21 protein-coding genes are annotated in these 18,596 nt (G+C 50.7%); 18 read left to right on the top strand and 3 right to left on the bottom strand.

What is annotated here, in order from left to right; genetic code table 11:
* Nucleotides 1-90: 90 nt before the first annotated feature.
* The 16 genes from F3I21_RS07225 to F3I21_RS07155 all read left to right on the top strand — a co-directional run bounded on the left by F3I21_RS07225 (nt 91) and on the right by F3I21_RS07155 (nt 15,254).
* A complete protein-coding gene (locus F3I21_RS07225) occupies nt 91-1,506 on the top strand; it encodes an EmmdR/YeeO family multidrug/toxin efflux MATE transporter (protein WP_150058611.1) in 1,416 nt (471 codons plus the stop codon).
* Nucleotides 1,458-1,808 (top strand): hypothetical protein, encoded by a 351-nt coding sequence (locus F3I21_RS07220; protein WP_150058610.1) that lies wholly within the window; start codon nt 1,458-1,460, stop codon nt 1,806-1,808. The genes F3I21_RS07225 and F3I21_RS07220 overlap by 49 nt, the downstream gene beginning before the upstream one ends.
* 43 nt (nt 1,809-1,851) lie before the next feature.
* The gene (locus tag F3I21_RS07215) at nt 1,852-2,196 is read left to right on the top strand and encodes an aspartate/glutamate racemase family protein (RefSeq protein ID WP_255467565.1); all 345 of its coding nucleotides are present in this window, start codon (nt 1,852-1,854) and stop codon (nt 2,194-2,196) included.
* 236 nt (nt 2,197-2,432) lie between these two features.
* Nucleotides 2,433-2,885, top strand: coding sequence for a DUF6130 family protein (locus F3I21_RS07210; RefSeq protein ID WP_021509834.1), 453 nt, complete (start codon nt 2,433-2,435; stop codon nt 2,883-2,885).
* Between the two features lie 17 nt (nt 2,886-2,902).
* The gene (locus F3I21_RS07205) at nt 2,903-3,898 is read left to right on the top strand and encodes an alpha/beta fold hydrolase (RefSeq protein WP_150058608.1); all 996 of its coding nucleotides are present in this window, start codon (nt 2,903-2,905) and stop codon (nt 3,896-3,898) included.
* A 73-nt stretch (nt 3,899-3,971) separates the two neighbouring features.
* Complete coding sequence (locus F3I21_RS07200; protein ID WP_021509836.1) at nt 3,972-4,712, top strand: response regulator; 741 nt, start codon at nt 3,972-3,974, stop codon at nt 4,710-4,712.
* Nucleotides 4,709-6,019 carry a HAMP domain-containing sensor histidine kinase gene (locus F3I21_RS07195; RefSeq protein ID WP_150058607.1) on the top strand — a complete coding sequence of 437 codons (1,311 nt, stop codon included), beginning with the start codon at nt 4,709-4,711 and terminating at the stop codon, nt 6,017-6,019. Before F3I21_RS07200 ends, F3I21_RS07195 begins: the two co-directional genes overlap by 4 nt.
* A gap of 136 nt (nt 6,020-6,155) precedes the next feature.
* A complete protein-coding gene (locus F3I21_RS07190) occupies nt 6,156-7,346 on the top strand; it encodes a cytochrome c biogenesis protein/redoxin (protein ID WP_150058606.1) in 1,191 nt (396 codons plus the stop codon).
* Nucleotides 7,347-7,632: 286 nt separating this feature from the next.
* The gene (locus tag F3I21_RS23175) at nt 7,633-7,800 is read left to right on the top strand and encodes a hypothetical protein (RefSeq protein ID WP_021313248.1); all 168 of its coding nucleotides are present in this window, start codon (nt 7,633-7,635) and stop codon (nt 7,798-7,800) included.
* Between the two features lie 348 nt (nt 7,801-8,148).
* The gene (locus F3I21_RS07185; protein ID WP_150058605.1) at nt 8,149-10,434 is read left to right on the top strand and encodes a catecholate siderophore receptor Fiu; all 2,286 of its coding nucleotides are present in this window, start codon (nt 8,149-8,151) and stop codon (nt 10,432-10,434) included.
* A 51-nt stretch (nt 10,435-10,485) separates the two neighbouring features.
* Nucleotides 10,486-11,163, top strand: a complete 678-nt coding sequence (gene ybiX, locus F3I21_RS07180; RefSeq protein WP_150058604.1) for a PKHD-type hydroxylase YbiX — start codon at nt 10,486-10,488, stop codon at nt 11,161-11,163.
* Between the two features lie 339 nt (nt 11,164-11,502).
* Nucleotides 11,503-12,360, top strand: a complete 858-nt coding sequence (locus F3I21_RS07175; protein WP_058701652.1) for a DUF6387 family protein — start codon at nt 11,503-11,505, stop codon at nt 12,358-12,360.
* A 116-nt stretch (nt 12,361-12,476) separates the two neighbouring features.
* Nucleotides 12,477-12,719: an AlpA family transcriptional regulator gene (locus F3I21_RS07170; protein ID WP_058701653.1), complete on the top strand. Its 243-nt coding sequence runs from the start codon at nt 12,477-12,479 to the stop codon at nt 12,717-12,719.
* Nucleotides 12,712-12,981 carry a hypothetical protein gene (locus tag F3I21_RS07165; protein ID WP_150058603.1) on the top strand — a complete coding sequence of 90 codons (270 nt, stop codon included), beginning with the start codon at nt 12,712-12,714 and terminating at the stop codon, nt 12,979-12,981. Before F3I21_RS07170 ends, F3I21_RS07165 begins: the two co-directional genes overlap by 8 nt.
* 65 nt (nt 12,982-13,046) lie before the next feature.
* Nucleotides 13,047-13,334, top strand: a complete 288-nt coding sequence (locus tag F3I21_RS07160) for a hypothetical protein (RefSeq protein WP_058701655.1) — start codon at nt 13,047-13,049, stop codon at nt 13,332-13,334.
* Between the two features lie 1,368 nt (nt 13,335-14,702).
* The gene (locus F3I21_RS07155) at nt 14,703-15,254 is read left to right on the top strand and encodes a replication/maintenance protein RepL (protein ID WP_150058602.1); all 552 of its coding nucleotides are present in this window, start codon (nt 14,703-14,705) and stop codon (nt 15,252-15,254) included.
* A 19-nt stretch (nt 15,255-15,273) separates the two neighbouring features.
* On the opposite strand, the gene F3I21_RS23570 is transcribed toward F3I21_RS07155, so the two are convergent.
* Complete coding sequence (locus F3I21_RS23570; RefSeq protein ID WP_150058601.1) at nt 15,274-15,456, bottom strand: PAAR domain-containing protein; 183 nt, start codon at nt 15,454-15,456, stop codon at nt 15,274-15,276.
* A 522-nt stretch (nt 15,457-15,978) separates the two neighbouring features.
* Between F3I21_RS23570 and F3I21_RS07145 the strand changes: the two genes are divergently transcribed.
* Together F3I21_RS07145 and F3I21_RS07140 are read left to right on the top strand one after the other, a co-directional pair.
* The gene (locus F3I21_RS07145) at nt 15,979-16,263 is read left to right on the top strand and encodes a zinc ribbon domain-containing protein (protein ID WP_058701658.1); all 285 of its coding nucleotides are present in this window, start codon (nt 15,979-15,981) and stop codon (nt 16,261-16,263) included.
* Between the two features lie 98 nt (nt 16,264-16,361).
* Entirely contained in the window at nt 16,362-16,937 is a 576-nt protein-coding gene (locus F3I21_RS07140) for a hypothetical protein (protein ID WP_058701659.1), read from the top strand.
* Between the two features lie 73 nt (nt 16,938-17,010).
* Here F3I21_RS07140 and F3I21_RS07135 read toward each other — a convergent pair whose 3' ends face one another.
* Both F3I21_RS07135 and kwaA read right to left on the bottom strand, forming a co-directional pair.
* Nucleotides 17,011-17,982 carry a Kiwa anti-phage protein KwaB-like domain-containing protein gene (locus tag F3I21_RS07135; protein WP_150058600.1) on the bottom strand — a complete coding sequence of 324 codons (972 nt, stop codon included), beginning with the start codon at nt 17,980-17,982 and terminating at the stop codon, nt 17,011-17,013.
* Nucleotides 17,983-17,992: 10 nt separating this feature from the next.
* A complete protein-coding gene (gene kwaA, locus F3I21_RS07130) occupies nt 17,993-18,586 on the bottom strand; it encodes an anti-phage protein KwaA (protein ID WP_058701661.1) in 594 nt (197 codons plus the stop codon).
* Nucleotides 18,587-18,596: the final 10 nt, after the last annotated feature.

Here is an 18,596-nt window from a genome sequence, read left to right as displayed (position 1 = left end):
GCATAATCGTTAGCAGCCTATCATCATTATTACTCTACTTCTTAACCAAAGTGATTTGGTACTCCCTTGCAAAATCCTGGCGTAGCAGTAATGCGGGCGATCAGAAACACGGCGTGGTATCCCAAACGCCGTGCTTATCGCACGCTGTTGTGGCGTGAAATCACCCCACTGGTGGTGCCCATCTTTATTGAGAACCTGTGCGTGATGCTGATGGGGGTTCTCAGTACCTTTCTGGTGAGCTGGCTGGGCAAAGAGGCGATGGCGGGCGTGGGGCTGGCCGACAGCTTCAACATGGTGATCATCTCCTTTTTTGCCGCCATCGATCTCGGCACCACGGTGGTGGTGGCGTTCAGCCTGGCCAAACGCAACGGCAAGCGTGCGCGTGCGGCGACGCGGCAGTCGCTGGGATTGATGACGGTGCTGGCGTTTGTGCTGGTCATCGCTATCGAGTTCTGGGGGCATCTGATCGTGTATGTCATTGCCGGTAACGCCGAGCCGCAGGTCAAAGAGCTGGCGCTCAGCTATCTGCAAACCTCCGCGTGGAGCTACCCGGCAGCGGCGATTGCGCTGATAGGCAGCGGCGCGTTGCGTGGTGCCGGCAACACTAAAATTCCGATGCTGATCAACGGCGGCATGAATATCCTGAATATCATCATCAGTAGCGTGCTGATCTACGGTGCGCTCGGCTGGGAAGGGATGGGATTTGTCGGTGCCGGGCTGGGATTAACCATTTCACGCTATATCGGCGCGGCGGCGGCCATTTACGTGCTGTATCGCGGCATCAGCCCGGCGCTGAAAATCACGCTGGCCAGCTATTTCCGCCGCTGGGATCGCAACATCCTGATGGAAGTGCTGGGGATTGGCGTACCGGCCAGTATCGAATCAGTGCTGTTTAACGGCGGCAAACTGCTGACGCAGATTTTTGTCGCCGGCATGGGCACCAATGAGATCGCCGGTAATTTTATTGCCTTCTCCATCGCCACGCTGATCAACCTGCCGGGCAACGCGCTGGGTTCGGCGTCGACCATTATCACCGGCAGACGCTTAGGGAAAAATCAGGTGATGCAGGCGGAGCGGCAGATCAAGCACGTATTCTGGCTGGCGATGATTGGGCTGTGCACGCTGGCGTTTATCACCGTGCCGCTGGCGGGCACGCTGGCGCGATTCTACACCCGCGATCCGCAGGTGATTGAGGTAACCAAACACCTGATCTGGCTGAATGCTGCCTTTATGCCTATCTGGACCGCCTCCTGGGTGCTGCCGGCCGGGCTAAAAGGCGCGCGCGACGCACGGTATACCATGTATGTATCAATGTTCAGTATGTGGGGCGCGCGCGTGGTGGCCGGTTATCTGCTCGGCATTGTGCTGGGCATGGGGGTGATTGGCGTCTGGCTCGGCATGTTCCTCGACTGGACGGTGCGCGGTGTCTGCTTCTGGTGGCGTTTAACCAGCGGCAAATGGCTGAACAATTACCGCAAAATGCTCGCGAAGAGCAGTGGCCCATAGGGCTGAGAAATCCCACAAAAAGACAGGCACAGGGTTTTATGATCGGGTTATTGCGCCAGCAAAAACAGATCGCACCCTATGCCTGCCATACCCGGCCCCGCCTCAAGCCGCACGGCTATTTTCGTGCTGACCGCTGCCTTTCCGCTGGCAACCTAACTCAGCGCTTTCGTGCATTCGAACGTGATGCGACAACTGTACGCCTTGCCACGCATACGCAGGCGGGCCGGGCAATACAGTACACAAAGCTTGCCTTCATCGTGGCGCTTATACATCCAGCTACGATGATTCAGCGCGATTATTGATGCCACACTTGAGCATATTGCGCCTCAGGGCAAGCGGGTCGTTGTGCTCGGTTCGCAAATGTTGTACCAGAGCAGGCTGTATCAGGATGCGCTTACGCAACAGTACGCCGAGATCGTCAATGTCGCTGCATCCACCCAACAGCTAGTGACACGCTGCATTAACGAGATAAAAGCCACAAAAAGCGTGTCTGAACTCTCAATGCGGCAGCTAGCGGACGCTGTAAATAGCTGGAAGCAACAGGGTGCTACGCACAATATTCTGGCTTGCACAGAGTTGAGTTTGCTAAAACACAGCGCGATCTGGCAGGAAATGACGTTAATTGATTCGAGCGAAGCTCTCGCGCGTGCCGCTTTGCGCGCCATATCATTTCGCCGCCTGCGTGATTAAGGCGGACGAATTATTTCAACGACGAAGGGCCTCTTATCTCATTAATTTTCCCGCCCCCGGGCCTGTGAAAATCCTGCTTTGATTTTCCCCCGGGCGGGGTAAACACCAATTTGTATCACACTGTATCTGCCGCCACACAGCACACACGCCGTTGCATAACCCGCCAGTCTGTACATATCCGCTATACATCGCCGTGGTCTTCTGTACGCATCAACTGAATACATGGAGATACCACGATGTTAACCCGACTGTTTATTTCAACGTTACTGATGGGCGCCTCTGCGACCTGCGCCTGGGCGGAGCGACTGAGCGCTGCTGACGTGCTCGGCCCGGCGGCCGTGGCGCCACTGGATCATCCCCAGCCGCCTGCGCGATTAATTGTCGATGCCCCGCTGGCCGGACCGCTGCGCAAGGGCGCGGTGTTTATCCAGTACCGGGCAGAAAACCTGCGCATTGAGCCAGTGTTTGGTCAGGAAGCGCTGAAAATCACGCCGCGCATCGGCCACATTCACGTCATCGTCGATGACAACCCGTGGCACTGGGCGGACACCAGCGGTGAGCCGGTGATTCTGGTCGGTCTGCCTGTCGGGCCGCACAAGGTCACCCTTATTCTTGCCGATCCCACGCATAAACCGATCGACAGCAAAACCATCACCTTTAACGTGCCCGTACAGATTGCACCGCACTGATGACCCGGAGATAAATTATGAAAACACTGTTACGTCAGACTCTGTTGGCAACGCTGGTTATCACGGCGGCAGGCACCGCGTTTGCCGCCACCCCGGCCTCACACGATTACGCTGCTGACTTCAGCCACGTGCAGCAGATCAACGCGGGCGTACTGAACACCGGCTATGTGGACATCGGTCCGCGTGATGGTCAGGCGGTGATTTTGCTGCACGGCTGGCCGTACGATATCCAGAGCTATGCTCAGGTGGCACCGGCGCTGGCGGCAAAAGGGTATCGGGTGATCGTGCCGTATCTGCGCGGCTTCGGCAGCACGCGCTTCCTGTCGGATAAAACGCCGCGTAACGGCCAGCCTTCGGCAATCGCAGCGGACGTCGTGGCGCTGATGGATGCGCTCAATATCAAACAGGCCGTGCTGGGCGGCTTTGACTGGGGCGCACGCACGGCGGACATCGTCGCGGCGCTATGGCCGGAACGGGTAAAATCGCTGGTGTCGGTCAGCGGCTATCTGATCAGTAGCCAGCAGCTGGGTAAAAAACCGCTGCCGCCACAGGCCGAACAGCAGTGGTGGTATCAGTTCTATTTCGCCACTGAGCGCGGTCAGCAGGGGTATGCCGCCCATACCCACGACTTTGCGAAACTGATCTGGCAGCAGGCATCGCCCGGCTGGAAATTCAGCGATGCCACCTTTAATCAGAGCGCCAAAGCGCTGGATAATCCGGATCAGGTAGCGATCACTATCAGCAACTACCGCTGGCGCCTGGGCCTGGAAAAAGGTGAGCAAAAATATGCCGCTTATGAGAAAACATTAGCCACGTTACCGACAATTCGCGTCCCCACCATCACCATCGAAGGGGATAATAACGGGGCGCCGCACCCGGCACCGGAGACGTACCGCACCAGGTTCAGCGCCGGGTACCAGCATCGCACCTTCACGGGCAATATCGGACACAATCCGCCAGCGGAAGCACCGCAGGCGTTTGTGCAAGCCGTTGAGGATGCGGCCGCACTGTAGCGGAGTAATTCACGACCCTGACCGGCCATCGCGTGCCGGTCTTTTTTGCATAAGTGGCTGACAGGAGGCTGTTTTGGAGCACGTTGATCACATTCTGGTGGTGGATGATGACCGGGATATCCGCGAACTGATAACCGACTATCTGATTAAGTCCGGTTACCGCGCCACCGGTGCGGCCAATGGCCGCGAGATGCGCGCCGTGCTGAGCAGCAGCCTGGTGGATCTGGTGGTGCTGGATATCATGATGCCGGGTGACGATGGCCTGACGCTGTGCCGTCAGCTGCGCAGCGATCCCCGGCAGAACCTGCCGGTACTGATGCTTACTGCCCGCAGCGAAGAGACCGATCGCATTCTCGGGCTGGAGATGGGGGCGGATGATTACCTGATCAAACCCTTTGTGGCGCGTGAGCTGCTGGCGCGCATCAAAGCGATCCTGCGCCGTACCCGTGCGCTGCCGCCAAATTTACATATTACCGGGGCCGGCCGCATCATTGCCTTTGGCGAGTGGCAGCTGGACACCTCCGCGCGCCATCTGCTGGACAGCGACGGCGTGATTGTGGCGCTGAGTGGCGCAGAGTACCGCCTGCTGCGCGTGTTTCTCGACCATCCGCAGCGCGTGCTGAATCGCGATCAGCTGCTCAACCTGACGCAGGGCCGCGACGCGGAGCTGTTTGAGCGCTCGATCGATCTGCTGGTTAGCCGGCTGCGCCAGCGGTTACGCGAAGATGCCCGTGAACCGGCCTACATCAAAACGGTACGCAGCGAAGGTTACGTACTGGCGAGCACGGTGGTGATCAAAGAGGCGCATCAATGAGGCTATGGCCGCGATCGCTGCTGTCACGCCTGCTGATTATCGTGTTGGGCGGGCTGCTGCTGGCAAATACTCTCACGCTGGCAAGCCTGCTGATTGAGCGCATGAGCAGCGCTAAAAGCGTGATGCTGGGCAACCTGGAGTACGATGTGGCGACCAGCGTGGCAATCCTCGATCGTCTGCCGGCGGACGAGCGTCCGGGCTGGCTGGCGAAGCTGGCGCGCGGCAACTATCGCTACAGTCTGTCGCCGGGCGAAGCGGGGCCGTATCCCTCCGGCTGGCGCACGCGCGACGCGGTACGTTCACTGCAGGAGACGCTTGGCGGGCGCTATCAGATGAGCATTCATGCGATTCCGGGGCCGCGGGAGCATATTCAGGTGCATCTGACGCTGCATGACGGCGCGCCGCTCACGCTCGATCTCTGGCCGCGCATGCCGGCGATTGCGCGCTGGCTGCCGCTGGTACTAATGGGTCAGCTGCTGCTGTTGCTGTGCTGCGCATGGCTGGCGGTGCGGCAGGTAGTGCGACCGTTTGTGCGCTTTACCCAGGCGGTGGATGCGCTCAAACCGGCCGCCAGCCACGCACAGCTGATGGCAGAGAACGGCCCGGATGAAGTGCAGCAGGCGGCGCGTGCGTTTAACGCTATGCAGCTGCGGATTCAGGATCACCTCAAAGCGCGTGCGCAAATCCTCGCGGCCATCTCCCACGATCTGCAAACCCCGATCACGCGCATGAAGCTGCGGGTGGAGATGGCGGAGCAGCCTGAGCTGCGCGACAAACTGCTGAGCGATCTCGATAACATGAGCCGTCTGGTGCGCGAGGGCATCGCCTATGCCCGCTCATCGGAAGTGCTGGAGGAGAAGCGCCAGAGCGTCAGCCTCAACGCGCTGCTGGATAGCATAGTCTGTGACTATCAGGATGTCGGTAAAGCGGTGAACTTTGTGCCGTGCACCGGCCATGACACCTTCGCCGTGCGGCCGCAGGCACTCCGGCGCATCATGACCAACCTGATCGACAATGCGCTCAAGTTTGGCGGCGAAGCGGAGGTTGAACTCTGTTCACCCCAGGGTGACAGCGTAGAGATTCGGGTGCGTGATAATGGGCCCGGCATCCCGGAGGAGGCGTTACAGGCGGTGCTGGAGCCCTTCTATCGCGTTGAGAGTTCGCGCAATCGTCACACCGGCGGGACCGGGCTCGGCCTGGCGATCGCCACCCAGCTGGTGAGCCAGATGGCGGGCAGCCTGCAGTTGCGTAACCGGGCAGCTGGTGGGCTGGAAGCGTGCATCATCCTGCAGCAGCAGGATGTGTAACCTGATGTATCTGCCTGTCCGCTACATACATAACCCGACAAAACGGCGTTTCCCCGACACAGCCTGAACACATGCGGTGGATGTAATAGACGTACTGCCGGACGCGCAGACGTTTATCCACCGTATGAGGTTCCCTATGACACTGCTTATCGCTTTTCTCGCCGGGATGCTGACGCTGCTCAGCCCCTGTACCTTACCGATTATTCCTTTTGTATTTGCCAGCGTCCGCGGCCGTCGCGGACAGCTGCTGGCGCTGCTGAGCGGCATGGTCCTGATGTTCACGCTGGTGGCACTGCTGGTATCACTTACCAGCCACTGGGTCAGTCAGGTCACCAGCATTGGTCGCGACCTGGCGCTGCTGTTCCTGGCGATAGTCGCACTGACGTTAATCTCCACGCGCATCGCCCAACGCGTTACCCGGCCGTTTGTCGCGCTGGGTAACCGCCTCAACGATGCCAGCCAGCGGCGTAGCGGGGTGCTCGCCGCGCTGCTGGCGGGCCTGGCAACCGGTCTGCTGTGGTCGCCCTGTGCCGGACCGGTGCTGGGCGCGATCCTCAGCCTGGCCGTCGTGGGCGATCATCCACTGTCGGTTGGCGTGTTGCTGCTGGCGTATGGCAGCGGTGCCGCGCTGATGCTGGCGCTGCTCTATTTCGCCGGACGCTCGCTGGTAGCGCGACTGCGTCCGGGGCTGGCGATGAGTGCGCGGCTGCGTCAGGCGGCGGGCGTGCTGATGCTTGCCTCGGTGGGCGTGATTGTTACCGGCTCACAGAGCCAGCTGCAGGCAGCGCCCGCTTTTGCCCTGAAGCTGGAGCAGCAGCTGAGCCAGTGGCTGACCACGCCGGCACCCAAAGTGCGCCTGGAGCCGGTTAGCCTGCCGCAAACCAGCAGCGCGTTGCCGTCGCTGGAGGGGGGCACAGCGTGGCTGAACGGGGCACCGGTGACGCCTGCCACGTTAAAGGGCAAAGTGGTACTGGTCGATTTCTGGACCTGGGATTGCATTAATTGCCAGCATACGCTGCCATACGTGCGCGACTGGGCCAGTAAGTATCAACGTGACGGGCTGGTCGTTGTGGGTGTGCACACGCCGGAGTACCCGTGGGAGCGCGATGAAAAGGCGCTGAAGCGCGCGATTACGCGCTGGCAGCTGCCCTACACCGTAGTGGCGGATAACCATTACAGCATCTGTAACCGTTTTGGTAATCAGTACTGGCCCGCGCACTACATCTTTGATGCACACGGCCAGCTGCGCTACACCGCGTTTGGTGAAGGCAACTATGAAGAGCAGGAGAGGGTAATTCAGCAGTTGCTGAAAGAGGCGCGTGCATGACAGGTCAGGCGGCCCGCCCGGGCCGCCACTGCTTCTCATTTAGGTTGTGGTTCGCGGGGTACGACTTTGGAAGCCGGGGGTGACACAGGGACTATCAGGTAAACAGCGTGCGGCATTGCCAGGACCTCCCAGCCCGTAGGTCACTCTTCAGGGTGACCGTCATGGCGCAGCCCCCCTTACCACCCCGATATGCAAAATGCAGTAATCCAACGCATAACTTGTCGTTTGGTTCCGCGTCCAGGCTGGGGTTTACTGTCAGCGTTAACCTTTTTTGGAGAAGCTGACAATGAAGAAGATCCTGCAGCAGTGGCTGGCGCGTCTGGCAGCCAGCAAAGCCGCCACCCCTGACGGGCGCGAATTCGACCCCGGTGAGCATATCGATCTGCTGATCCCGATCAGCCAGCTGTACGGCGTGGAGTTTCATCCTTCCGTGTATCGCTACTATGAACGATAACCGCCGCCACCAGCGCATGCGCTATTGCTACTGGAATGAACTGTGCACGCCAGACTAAAAACCCGCTCACGCCGAGCGGGTTTTTTTATGCTGTTTACCCGCCTGATGAAAAAATTGCCGTAACGTCCCGCCGGTTTGTTCAATTGTATTGATTTCGTAATTTTAACGTAAAGAAAAGTATTCCCAAGCGGCAGCGCGCGTGTAAGAATATAAAAGTAAATGATAACCATTGGCGTTATCATTTAGGTGTTGTCTGGGAAAACCGTGTTGATTCAGTGCTATGCCTGAATGGCAGGTGCGGTTAAGACAATGAGTGCGTTAATAACGATAAGAAACTCACCTTTTAACATGGATAAAAATCGCCAGCTGCCGTTTGGTAGCTTCAATTCGCTGACCCTGTTCACCGGGCTTTGTATTGGTATTTCGCCGGCTGCGGCGCTGGGTGCCGATAACTCCGGCAAAAAATCTGATGATACATTAGTGGTTGAAGCGCGCACGCCGTCGCTGTACGCGCCAAATGCCTCGGCCGATCCCAAATTTACCCGTCCGCTGGTGGATACCACCCGCACCATGACGGTGATTCCGGATCAGGTCATTAAAGATCAGGGTGTCACCAATCTGACCGACGCGCTGAAAAACGTGCCGGGCGTCGGGGCGTTTTATGCCGGGGAAAACGGCAGCTCAACCACCGGCGATGCGGTGTACATGCGCGGTGTCGATACCTCCAACAGTATTTACGTGGATGGCATTCGCGACATCGCCAGCGTCACGCGTGACACCTTCAACACGCAGCAGGTGGAAGTGATCAAAGGGCCTTCCGGCACCGACTATGGTCGCAGCGCACCATCCGGCTCGATCAATATGATCAGCAAACAACCGCGGCTGGACACCGGGCTTGACGCGTCAGTCAGCGCCGGCAGCGCGTGGATGCGCCGCGGCACGCTCGATTACAACCAGGCAATCAACGACAATGCGGCGTTTCGCCTTAACCTGATGGGTGAGAAAACCCATGATGCGGCGCGTGATCACATCCAGAACGAGCGTTATGGCGTCGCGCCTTCGCTGGCGCTGGGGCTGGACACCGCAACGCGGCTGTACGTCAACTATTTGCACGTCCACCAGAACAACACACCGGACGGCGGTATTCCGACCGTTGGCCTGCCAGGCTATTCGGCACCGTCTGCCGCGTATGCTGCGCTGAACAATTCCGGCAAGGTCGCCACCAGCAACTACTACGGCACCGATTCTGATTTCGACAAATCGACTACCGACAGTGCCACGCTGCGCTTTGAACACGATTTGAGCGATAACACCACGCTGCGCAACACCACGCGCTGGTCACGGGTGAAGCAGGAGTATCTGCTGACGGCGGTGATGGGCGGAGCCAGTAACATTACTGCACCCAACCCGAACGATGTTGGCAGCTGGCGCTGGTCGCGCCTGGCAAACACCAAAGATATCAGCAACCGTATTCTCACCAACCAGACCAATATCACCTCGAAATTTGCCACCGGTTCCGTCGGGCATGATGTGAGTGCGGGCGTAGAGTTCACGCGTGAAAACCAGACCACCTATGGCGTCAACGCGCTGACCCCACCTGCGGTGAATATCTACCATCCCATCAGCAGCATTTCGATTGGCGGTCTGGACCGCAACGGTGCGAACGCTAACGGGCAGACTGACACGTTTGGCATCTATGCATTTGATACGCTGGCGATTACCCCTGACTTTGAGCTGAACGGCGGTATTCGTCTCGACAACTACCATACCGAGTACGACAGCGCGACGGCCTGTGGCGGCACCGGACGCGGCGCGCTGGCTTGTCCGGCGGGCGTGGCGCGTAATACGCCGGTGACCACGGTGGACACGGCGAAATCCGGCAATCTGGTGAACTGGAAAGCGGGGGCGCTCTATCGTCTGACCGAACAGGGCAACCTGTATGTGAATTACGCCATTTCCCAGCAGCCGCCGGGTGGCAGCAGCTTCGCGCTGGCGGCGGGTGGCAGTGGCAACAGCGCCAACCGTACCGATTTTAAACCGCAGAAGGCCAAATCCAGCGAAGTGGGCACCAAGTGGCAGGTGCTGGACAAGCGACTGCTGCTGAACGCCGCGCTGTTCCGCACCGACATCGAAAATGAGGTCGATGCCAATGATGACGGCACTTACTCGCAAACCGGCAAGAAGCGCGTGGAAGGCTATGAACTCTCAGCAACCGGCAACATAACGCCGGACTGGGAAATCATTGCCGGTTACACCATGCAGCACGCGTCGGTGCGTGAAGGTGCCAGCGTGGCGCAGGATGGCTCATCTGCACTGGCCTATACGCCGAAGCACGCCTTTACGCTGTGGACCAACTATCAGGCCACTGATGCGTTGTCGGTGGGCGCGGGCGCACGTTACGTTGGCAGCCTGCGTCGCGGCAGCGATGGGGCCGTGGGCACGCCGGATCACACCGAAGGCTACTGGGTGGCTGACGCGAAGCTTGGGTATAAGGTCAACAATAACCTCGACCTGCAGCTCAACGTGTATAACCTGTTTGATACTAACTATGTGGCATCGATCAACAAGAGTGGCTACCGCTATCATCCGGGCGAGCCGCGTACCTTCCTGTTGACGGCTAACGTGCATTTCTGATGGTCAACCGTGGGGCGTTCGCGCTCCACGCTTAATGGCGAGAACTCCGCGATGATGTATCACATTCCTGCCGTGCTCAACGCTGAACAGCTGGCGCACTTTACCACCCAGCTGCAGCAGGCTGACTGGGTTGACGGACGGGCGACGGTCGGCAGCCAGGGCGCGACCGTAAAAAATAACCAGCAGATTGACACCGGTACGCCACTTTACGATCGGCTGCAGGCTGCAGTGCTTCAGGCACTGAATAGCCATCCGCTATTCTTTGCCGCCGCGCTGCCGCGCACGCTTTCTGCGCCGCTGTTCAACCGTTATCAGCAGGGGGAAACCTACGGTTTTCACGTTGATGGTGCGGTACGCCACAATGGCGCGGCCGGCTGGATGCGTACCGATCTCTCCGCCACGCTGTTTCTGTGTGAACCCGACAGTTACGAGGGCGGGGAACTGGTGATCGAGGATACTTACGGTCAGCACCGCGTAAAACTGCCGGCGGGCGACCTGGTGCTTTATCCTTCCAGCAGCCTGCACTGCGTCACGCCAGTCACGCGCGGCGCGCGGGTCGCCTCGTTTTTATGGATTCAGTCGATGGTGCGCGATGATAAGCAACGCGCGATGCTGTTTGAACTGGACCGCAACATTCAAAGCCTGAAAGCGCGCCACGGTGACAGCGAAGAGCTGCTGTCGCTGCTGAATATGTACCACAACCTGCTGCGCGGCTGGACGGAGGTTTAGCCGTCACGCAATAACAAAAAGCCCGCTCAGGTTTCCCTGAGCGGGCTTCTTTAAATCTGGCTCTCTGACTGGACTCGAACACTAATTTAATCTCCTGTTTAATAATGATAATTTATTTATATAGTTATTTTGTTACATCATTTATGCCATCATTTTTATCTGTGAGGGATAAAAAGTCAAATTTAATCAATTGTTTACTTCACCGTTCTCTGGCGAACGCTATCGAACTAATACTCTTTTTACCACCTTCTGTCAAATTGCACCGATTGTTTACAGCGGTAGTTGAATGACCACCTCACTGATAGTATCTGTGCAGAACAATATATAAGTGAGGTTTTGATGAGGAACTGGTCTTCGGAATTTAACAAAAAAATCAGGAAGTGGCTGGATATAGATACTTACCGGAAGTTTGACTCCCTGACGTTGCAGGAGTTGTACTATGAAATCTGGGTGAGAACACTTTTCTTTAAAGAGAATCCGGATGAGGAGGAAACACGGCTTTTAGGCATGTTTTATGGAAACATCGTGTCAGGGAAACCATTTCTGGTGACACCCCAGATGGTAAAAAACATGAATCCTGATGTGCGTCTCTACCAGCCACCGCATTTCTTTTTCACAACAACTGAAAGGCTGGCACAAATCAGCGTGACAGCCATGCTGAATGAGATGTACTACTGGATTGGAGATAACACGTACCGTATCAATCTGGCTCACTCAGGAAAGGTGATAACAGAGGTGCTCGAAGATAAATTTCCAACAAGCATACTTCTTGAAGTGGATCTGGCTAATGGGACCGATGAGGAAATCACGGAGTCTATAAAAGCCGCTTTACCGCAATGGAGAAGGTTTAAAGGCATACCTGAATCTCCACCTGATCCGGTTCGCTTTGGTCATGGCACCATTAAAAAGCTCATTAACTACCGAATCATACCTATGCTGGACATTATTATATGGGCCGCAAAAAACAATCTGCGGATGGCAGATGACCGTCTCTCACGGTTACTTTATACAGATGACGACGACGACAACCGAATCCGACATGCACACCATATCAAGGACACGGACAGACCGCTGGCGATGAAAGCTGTAAAGGTCGATTTTTTGCGTCAGTTCAATCTATATATCAATAAAAACAATGAGATGAAAAACTGGAGAGTTTCAGACGTCATGAAACTCTCGGAAACAGAAGCTGATTAACTTCCGTAAACTCCCGGACAGGAAATTGCAGTCACTCCCTGTCCGGATCGTCACTCATTTCTGACCTTCACTCACCATATAATTCTCCTCGTTGACACAGCAGAGGAGAAATCAACATGTCTGAAAGAAAAGAAAACCTTATTCGTCTACCGGAAGTGATTAAAAGAACGGGTATCAGTAAAACCACAATATATGAGCTTATAAATGAGAAGCGATTCCCATCGCAAGTGAAGATTGGTGCGAGGTCTGTTGCATTTATTGAAAGTGAAATAGATGAATGGCTTATTAACTTAATTAATAAATCACGTAATAAAGCAGCCGCAATAAAACACAAAAGCACAGGAGATAGCTATGAGTAAAGATAACGTAATTGAATTTAAAAGAAGCTCTGGGACTAATAGTAATGAAATAGCTACATATAAAGAAATGGAAGCTTTAATTGTAGAATATTATTTCTATTATGAAAAAGAGCTTACCAAGTCTGGTTATAAAAGGAAGGATATTTTAAATGACAAGAATGGTGCTATGACAGCCATGAATACAGCAATTGAGGTGTTATTGCGTGAGTTTTATGGCGATACAATAACAGATGCATTTTTTGATTACAGTGCACCGTTATGAAATAAAAATAGAATTAATATTAGGTTTTAATAAAGTTCATCTTAACTTGAAAAACAGGATAGATTATGAAAAATATGAATAATGATAGTATGCGTGTATTTACTCAGTTTGTGTTAAGCCCGGAATTTCGCAGGGCGTTCTCAAACAATATGAGTTTGATGAAGAATGTGGAGCTTGTGGTGCATGAATTTATACAGAAAACTACGACTGGGTTTGTTTTATCAAAAAAACGGATTTATGCAGATTACCATACAGATAAAAATCTCCAGGATGAGTTAAACGATTGTATAAGGAAAGCAATTCGGAAAGAGTATGGCAACATAGTAAAAGTAACGTGTTTTCGTATTGAGTAATACAGGTCTGGATTAAAAAAGCGAACACAAATAGACGAGCGCCTTGTGCAGGCGTTTGTTTATGAAAATTTAAAGAATACTAGGTGAAAACATGGTCCACGAATTTCATATCCTGTATCAGTACAGAAAAATTCTGGAAACGGCTGCTATAAAGGGTATTCGAGTGCTGGAAAAAATTTTCTTAAACTGGATGTTTCGCCAGATTTGATAATTATGGAAAACTATTTGCTTGGATTTATTATGTACAGAACCCTGCACAAGTTTCTGTTGTGCCATTGAGGTTCATTCGGAATATATGTTCTTCTTTATTCAGTAACAAACAACATAACAGGGCATTTGCTTATTTGCCTCCAAAGGGCAACCAGCAATGCCGGTATGGGCTGATTGCTATTGGTAACGTTTTTTCTGAGCTACATGCTCGCTTGCTCGCACTAGGCGAAAATTAAAAACCTTGGATAAATGGCTGGTCTTGATTTCGCTAATGCGCTCAATCGCTAAAACCTAGGCTCTCGCCCTTTTGATTTAACTTTAAAAACTTTTTTCTTCACCTGATGAAGTGATTACTTCATTTTTCGGCCTTAAAATGAAGAAAAGTCTTCACACGATGAAGAAAATAGTCTCATTTTGAAACCAATGTCATTTAAGTTATCAGTGCGCGTGAGCGCATAGCGATTGAGCGAGCAGCGAAATCAAGACAGCTTCCTTATCAAAGGTTTTATTTTTAAAGCAGCATATGAGCAGGCGAATATGCTGTATGAAAAAATTAATATAGTAACCATATCGAGGGCTTGCTCGATATGGTCTGTAAAGCTAAAAAGAAAAGATAATAGTTACGTCCTGACCCGCTGGTTGCCCCCTTAAAGGGCAAAGAAGCATGAGTCAGGGACTATGTGTGCTTAAATTAAAGAAGAATTATGATTAAATCCTTTGAACCCAATGACGCAACCTAAAAGTTGCGCTGGTTCTTTAACTAAAAAATGAAACCTAATGACGCGGAGTAAAATCCGTGTAGGGTTACATAAGATGAACAAAGATCATAAAATATTTTTACCTCATAAAACACAATGACGATCATTTGACGCTTCGCTATATATTAATAATGAAGAAGGAAACTGCCCTCAGACCAGATATAGCTTGAAACAAAGTTCGCGATCCGGGAACTTAAAGTCCGTGATTTGGGGACTATAATCGATTGTTATTCTCATTTAAAATCTGTGAGTTCATTTTTAAATAATATTTTGATACTTCAAGTGTCGGTCTTTGATACTTGAAATACTATTTATTTAAAAATAAATGTACTTTAAGCGTTGACTAATGAAGTTAATGTGTTAATTAGAAGCTAATAACAATAATAAAAAGGAAGATAAAATGACACAAGAAATATTCAACAAATCAAGAAGAGGATTGCAGCGCCATGTTAAAAACCCATTTTTAATGTCTGCGAGCAACAATACAAAAGGAGGAGTAAAAAGAATATCAACAGGGAAAGACAGACTTATGGTTGTTAATGAAAACACAGGAGAATGTTTAGGTGGGGCTGGTTTTTTTCAATACCAGGAAGTGGATAAAACACAATTTTTGAAACTCTATGTTAATGGTGTAAGAGCGATTACTGAATTATCCTCGGCAGGGACAAAGGTTTTCGAAATATTGTACAGAGCAATGCAGGAGCAGAAGGACACCGACACAATTTTAATGTCGTATGATATTGTAGATAAAACGATTGTTAAAATATCCAGAACAACTTATTTTAAAGGTATGAAAGAACTTGTGGAAAAGAGATTCATCGCGGAAACTATGATCCAGAACTATTACTTCATTAATCCTGATTTTATGTTCAATGGTGATCGTCTGTCATTTGTTAAATCCTATATTTTAACGGAATCGAAGCAAACTAAGATGATAAGCAGTAAAAGCTAAATAGCCGCATCTAACATCGTTAAACTTGCCATTTATGAACATCTGGCAAGCGGTAAATAAACATACGTATGGAGGCTTCGGCCATTTGCTGTGAGCCAGCATCTTTGGCGCATTCCACCATGCTGCCGGTGGCAAGGGCGGAGGGTCTGCCATTAATGAACACGTTATGAGAGCAGGTGGCAATAACGCCTTCCTTCTCCATACTGGCGGGCCCGACATCCGCAATGTTGTCCCTGGCCTTGGTTGCCAGTTCGCCAGTTCGCCAGTAGAATATCCCACCGCCATACTGGCTCCGACAAACAGCACACCAATGTCGAGACAGGATGCACCGATAGTAGTCACCATAAGTGCGCCTGTGGCGATCCTCCACAGCTTCAATCAGTCCACCGCTGACGAATGGTACGTGTTATGAGTCAAGTACCTTTTCAGAAGCTGGCTTGTTAAGTAAATGCCTGCCATCCCGGAGTGCAAAGCATTCAATTAATCACAAATTTCATTAACTTATTGATCTGTTAAATCGATCAATTAATCTATTTTGATAGTTTTTATCTATCAATAAAGCTATATCGATCGATTATTAATTGTCTAAATCGATCGATAATGTTTTTTTGATAGTCTTTAACTATCATATGTTGTGGATTTGATCGATAAAAACGATATGACACTGCCTTTGTTCAGATCAATTATATCAATTACTTAGAGTTGAACTGGCGAGGAAAAGAGCATGTCAGAATGTCCGTTTTGCGGTACAGAAGTGCAGGAGCATGTGTCGGTGTGCAGGGGATGTGGTGCAGAGAGGGTAAAAGGCTACGTCAGTCAGCAGACCATTAAGGGGCTGGTAGTTGTTGGAACGATTATTGGCATTCCTGCGGGATTTGTCATGGCCTATCTCACCAAATCCACGCCAGTCATGGTGATTACTTTGCTCGCGTTAATGCTTGGCCCATTGCTTATTCTGAAATTTAAAACCAAAGATAAAGTCAGTTGGATTCGTCCGACCGCACGTTAATGGCTTTGCCGACACCAGGGAAAAATACCACCACTCACTGTTCAGAATGACAAACTCAGGGCAGTGAGTTTTTTATAATCCTTTGCAGGTTATTTAAAATGAAAAAAACGATCACGGCTTTATTAGCATCTGCCGCTTTTACGCTCGCAGGTTGTCAACAGTTGTCCGACGCAACCGGGAAAGTAGGGGAGTCAATCAACTCTTCCTTAACTTCTCTGGGCGGAGCTTTAAGCCCATCAAACAGTAATAGCACAACTCTTGCCTCTGATAATCTTCCTGTGAAAACCGTTAACGGTTTAGGCATTATTTGCCGTGATTATGAAGCCAACGCGATGGCAGGTAAAAAGAACTGGATTGGTAAGAAGATAAGCATCAGCAATGCCACGGTACTGGAAGCACAGGAAGCCTACGACACAATGAAGTATCTTGGTGCGCAACGAGACCATAAAACCTACGCTATTATCTTCCAGACGCCTGATACCAACTACTGTGGTGGTGCTGTATTGCTGTCTTACTATGCAGGCCAAGATGATGATATCCTGAGAATCAGGAAAGGACAAAAGATCACGATTACAGGTGTTGTCTATGACATTGGCGACAGGACGTTCAACACGCATAACAATGGCAATATGGCAGCGAAGGTGGTTAAAATGAAAGGTGGAGTAATACGATAAGTTTTAATTTCAATGAAAAGCATCCTCCTATCATAAACAAGTTGAGGATGCTTCTCCTAATATTTTTCTCAATTTAGGCGGCAGAATCCTTCTCAACAGCAAGGAAGGGAGAGTTGTCAAGTGCGGCAAATGATGCTTCGTTATTAAGTAGTCGTATGAAGTATCTTTTTTGGTCTTTTGTATTAAGATTTATTAGTCCTCCTGATAAATCAATGTTCCGTTGAAATACAGGGAACCTTTGTATGACTTGCTGTATTTGAGGAATGGAAACACCCGTTGTTACCAAGCTTCCTTTTGAAACCATAGCAAGTCTACGCATAAATGCTCGGTCTTTATACATGTCCTTGAAAATATCTAGCGGTGCTTGCATGCCTTGTATGTTAACAATACCAAGATTTATTATTAAAGGCGTCGAAATGTTTGCAAGATTATCTATTACACTCTCTAAACCGTACATTCTTTCAAGCAGTTTGATATTCAATGCGTAATATTTATTCTGGAAGAGGAAAAAGTCAACAGTATCATTTATATCAATGCTGTCATGAGTTATCTTATCTAATGTTCTGCCATTTAAACTCAAGAAGGATTTTTTCGTTTTCTTATGTAAGGAGACGGGGTATTTATGTTGGTAAATTACTACGCTGTTTCCATTACCATCACAAAGGTGATAAATTACTGCCTTTACCGACGTAAGACTTTGCGTGGCAAAATTAAACTGTTTTGCATTTCCATTAACCCCGAAATTTAACACATCGTTCATCTTAGTAAATTCAACAGGGAGGTGATTGATTGCTAAATGGTCATATTCGAAAACTTGTTTGTCTCGCTCCAGTAATGTTGACACAAGTGGGATTGCGGCCTTACCTCTGTTAGGTTCAATGACATTATCCCTGAGACTTTTGGAGAATGAAGTGGTCAGATCTACTTCGGCATTAGTTTCAAGATTAACCTTAAATATATCTATTGCACCTTGAATATCAGCAACAAAAAAAGCTTCACCAGAAATACCTTGAGATTGTAAAATATTTTCAATGTCAGTAAACATATTGTGATCTCTATATTTTTTTAACCAAATAAGTTTCATCGTCAATTTTTATATACTTTATACTATCTGTTTCTTTTAGAACACCTCTGCATATAACTGTGCATTTTTTAACACCTCTGTCATGAACGCTAGCTTTGTATATTCTGAACCCGAGTATTGCAAGTGATGGGTTTGAATAAAATCTATTTGTTTTTACGTATATCGCACCGATAACAAATATCATCAATCCTAAATTTAATACGGTTCGCTTACTATCTACATCAGTAAAAACTAAGGGCATAATATATGTAGTTAAAAACTCTAAATGCTCATGATTTTCATTGCTAATATCTGATACAGTACACGCAACAGACCAGCCCGAACCGAAACTATTTGCAAGAAGGAACAAAATAATCGTGCCGATAATAATAAAAGCTAGGCTGAGTATAAAAACAATATTCCTAACTCGTAATGACGAAGCTGGGAAAGGAAAGTTTTCAGTATAAAAGTAGTCCCACACATTATGTACTAATACCTTGTCATAAGACATTATTAATAGAGATAAAAATAGAAGCCATAGAGATAATATATATAGCGCTGTTTTAAGATATGGCCTACTATCCATTAGCTTCTCC

Source organism: Pantoea sp. B_9 (genome assembly GCF_008632015.1).
GTDB classification, from domain to species: Bacteria; Pseudomonadota; Gammaproteobacteria; order Enterobacterales; family Enterobacteriaceae; genus Pantoea; species Pantoea dispersa.
This window is presented reverse-complemented; position numbering and strand designations above follow the sequence as displayed.

Excerpts from the sequence above, each read along its gene's own strand:
- F3I21_RS07225 (WP_150058611.1), top strand. The coding sequence starts at position 91 with ATGCGGGCGATCAGAAACACGGCGTGGTATCCCAAACGCCGTGCTTAT.
- F3I21_RS07220 (WP_150058610.1), top strand. The coding sequence starts at position 1,458 with ATGGCTGAACAATTACCGCAAAATGCTCGCGAAGAGCAGTGGCCCATA.
- F3I21_RS07210 (WP_021509834.1), top strand. The coding sequence starts at position 2,433 with ATGTTAACCCGACTGTTTATTTCAACGTTACTGATGGGCGCCTCTGCG.
- F3I21_RS07205 (WP_150058608.1), top strand. The coding sequence starts at position 2,903 with ATGAAAACACTGTTACGTCAGACTCTGTTGGCAACGCTGGTTATCACG.
- F3I21_RS07195 (WP_150058607.1), top strand. The coding sequence starts at position 4,709 with ATGAGGCTATGGCCGCGATCGCTGCTGTCACGCCTGCTGATTATCGTG.
- F3I21_RS07190 (WP_150058606.1), top strand. The coding sequence starts at position 6,156 with ATGACACTGCTTATCGCTTTTCTCGCCGGGATGCTGACGCTGCTCAGC.
- F3I21_RS23175 (WP_021313248.1), top strand. The coding sequence starts at position 7,633 with ATGAAGAAGATCCTGCAGCAGTGGCTGGCGCGTCTGGCAGCCAGCAAA.
- F3I21_RS07185 (WP_150058605.1), top strand. The coding sequence starts at position 8,149 with ATGGATAAAAATCGCCAGCTGCCGTTTGGTAGCTTCAATTCGCTGACC.
- ybiX (WP_150058604.1), top strand. The coding sequence starts at position 10,486 with ATGATGTATCACATTCCTGCCGTGCTCAACGCTGAACAGCTGGCGCAC.
- F3I21_RS07175 (WP_058701652.1), top strand. The coding sequence starts at position 11,503 with ATGAGGAACTGGTCTTCGGAATTTAACAAAAAAATCAGGAAGTGGCTG.
- F3I21_RS07170 (WP_058701653.1), top strand. The coding sequence starts at position 12,477 with ATGTCTGAAAGAAAAGAAAACCTTATTCGTCTACCGGAAGTGATTAAA.
- F3I21_RS07165 (WP_150058603.1), top strand. The coding sequence starts at position 12,712 with ATGAGTAAAGATAACGTAATTGAATTTAAAAGAAGCTCTGGGACTAAT.
- F3I21_RS07160 (WP_058701655.1), top strand. The coding sequence starts at position 13,047 with ATGAAAAATATGAATAATGATAGTATGCGTGTATTTACTCAGTTTGTG.
- F3I21_RS07155 (WP_150058602.1), top strand. The coding sequence starts at position 14,703 with ATGACACAAGAAATATTCAACAAATCAAGAAGAGGATTGCAGCGCCAT.
- F3I21_RS23570 (WP_150058601.1), bottom strand. The coding sequence starts at position 15,456 with ATGGAGAAGGAAGGCGTTATTGCCACCTGCTCTCATAACGTGTTCATT.
- F3I21_RS07145 (WP_058701658.1), top strand. The coding sequence starts at position 15,979 with ATGTCAGAATGTCCGTTTTGCGGTACAGAAGTGCAGGAGCATGTGTCG.
- F3I21_RS07140 (WP_058701659.1), top strand. The coding sequence starts at position 16,362 with ATGAAAAAAACGATCACGGCTTTATTAGCATCTGCCGCTTTTACGCTC.
- F3I21_RS07135 (WP_150058600.1), bottom strand. The coding sequence starts at position 17,982 with ATGTTTACTGACATTGAAAATATTTTACAATCTCAAGGTATTTCTGGT.
- kwaA (WP_058701661.1), bottom strand. The coding sequence starts at position 18,586 with ATGGATAGTAGGCCATATCTTAAAACAGCGCTATATATATTATCTCTA.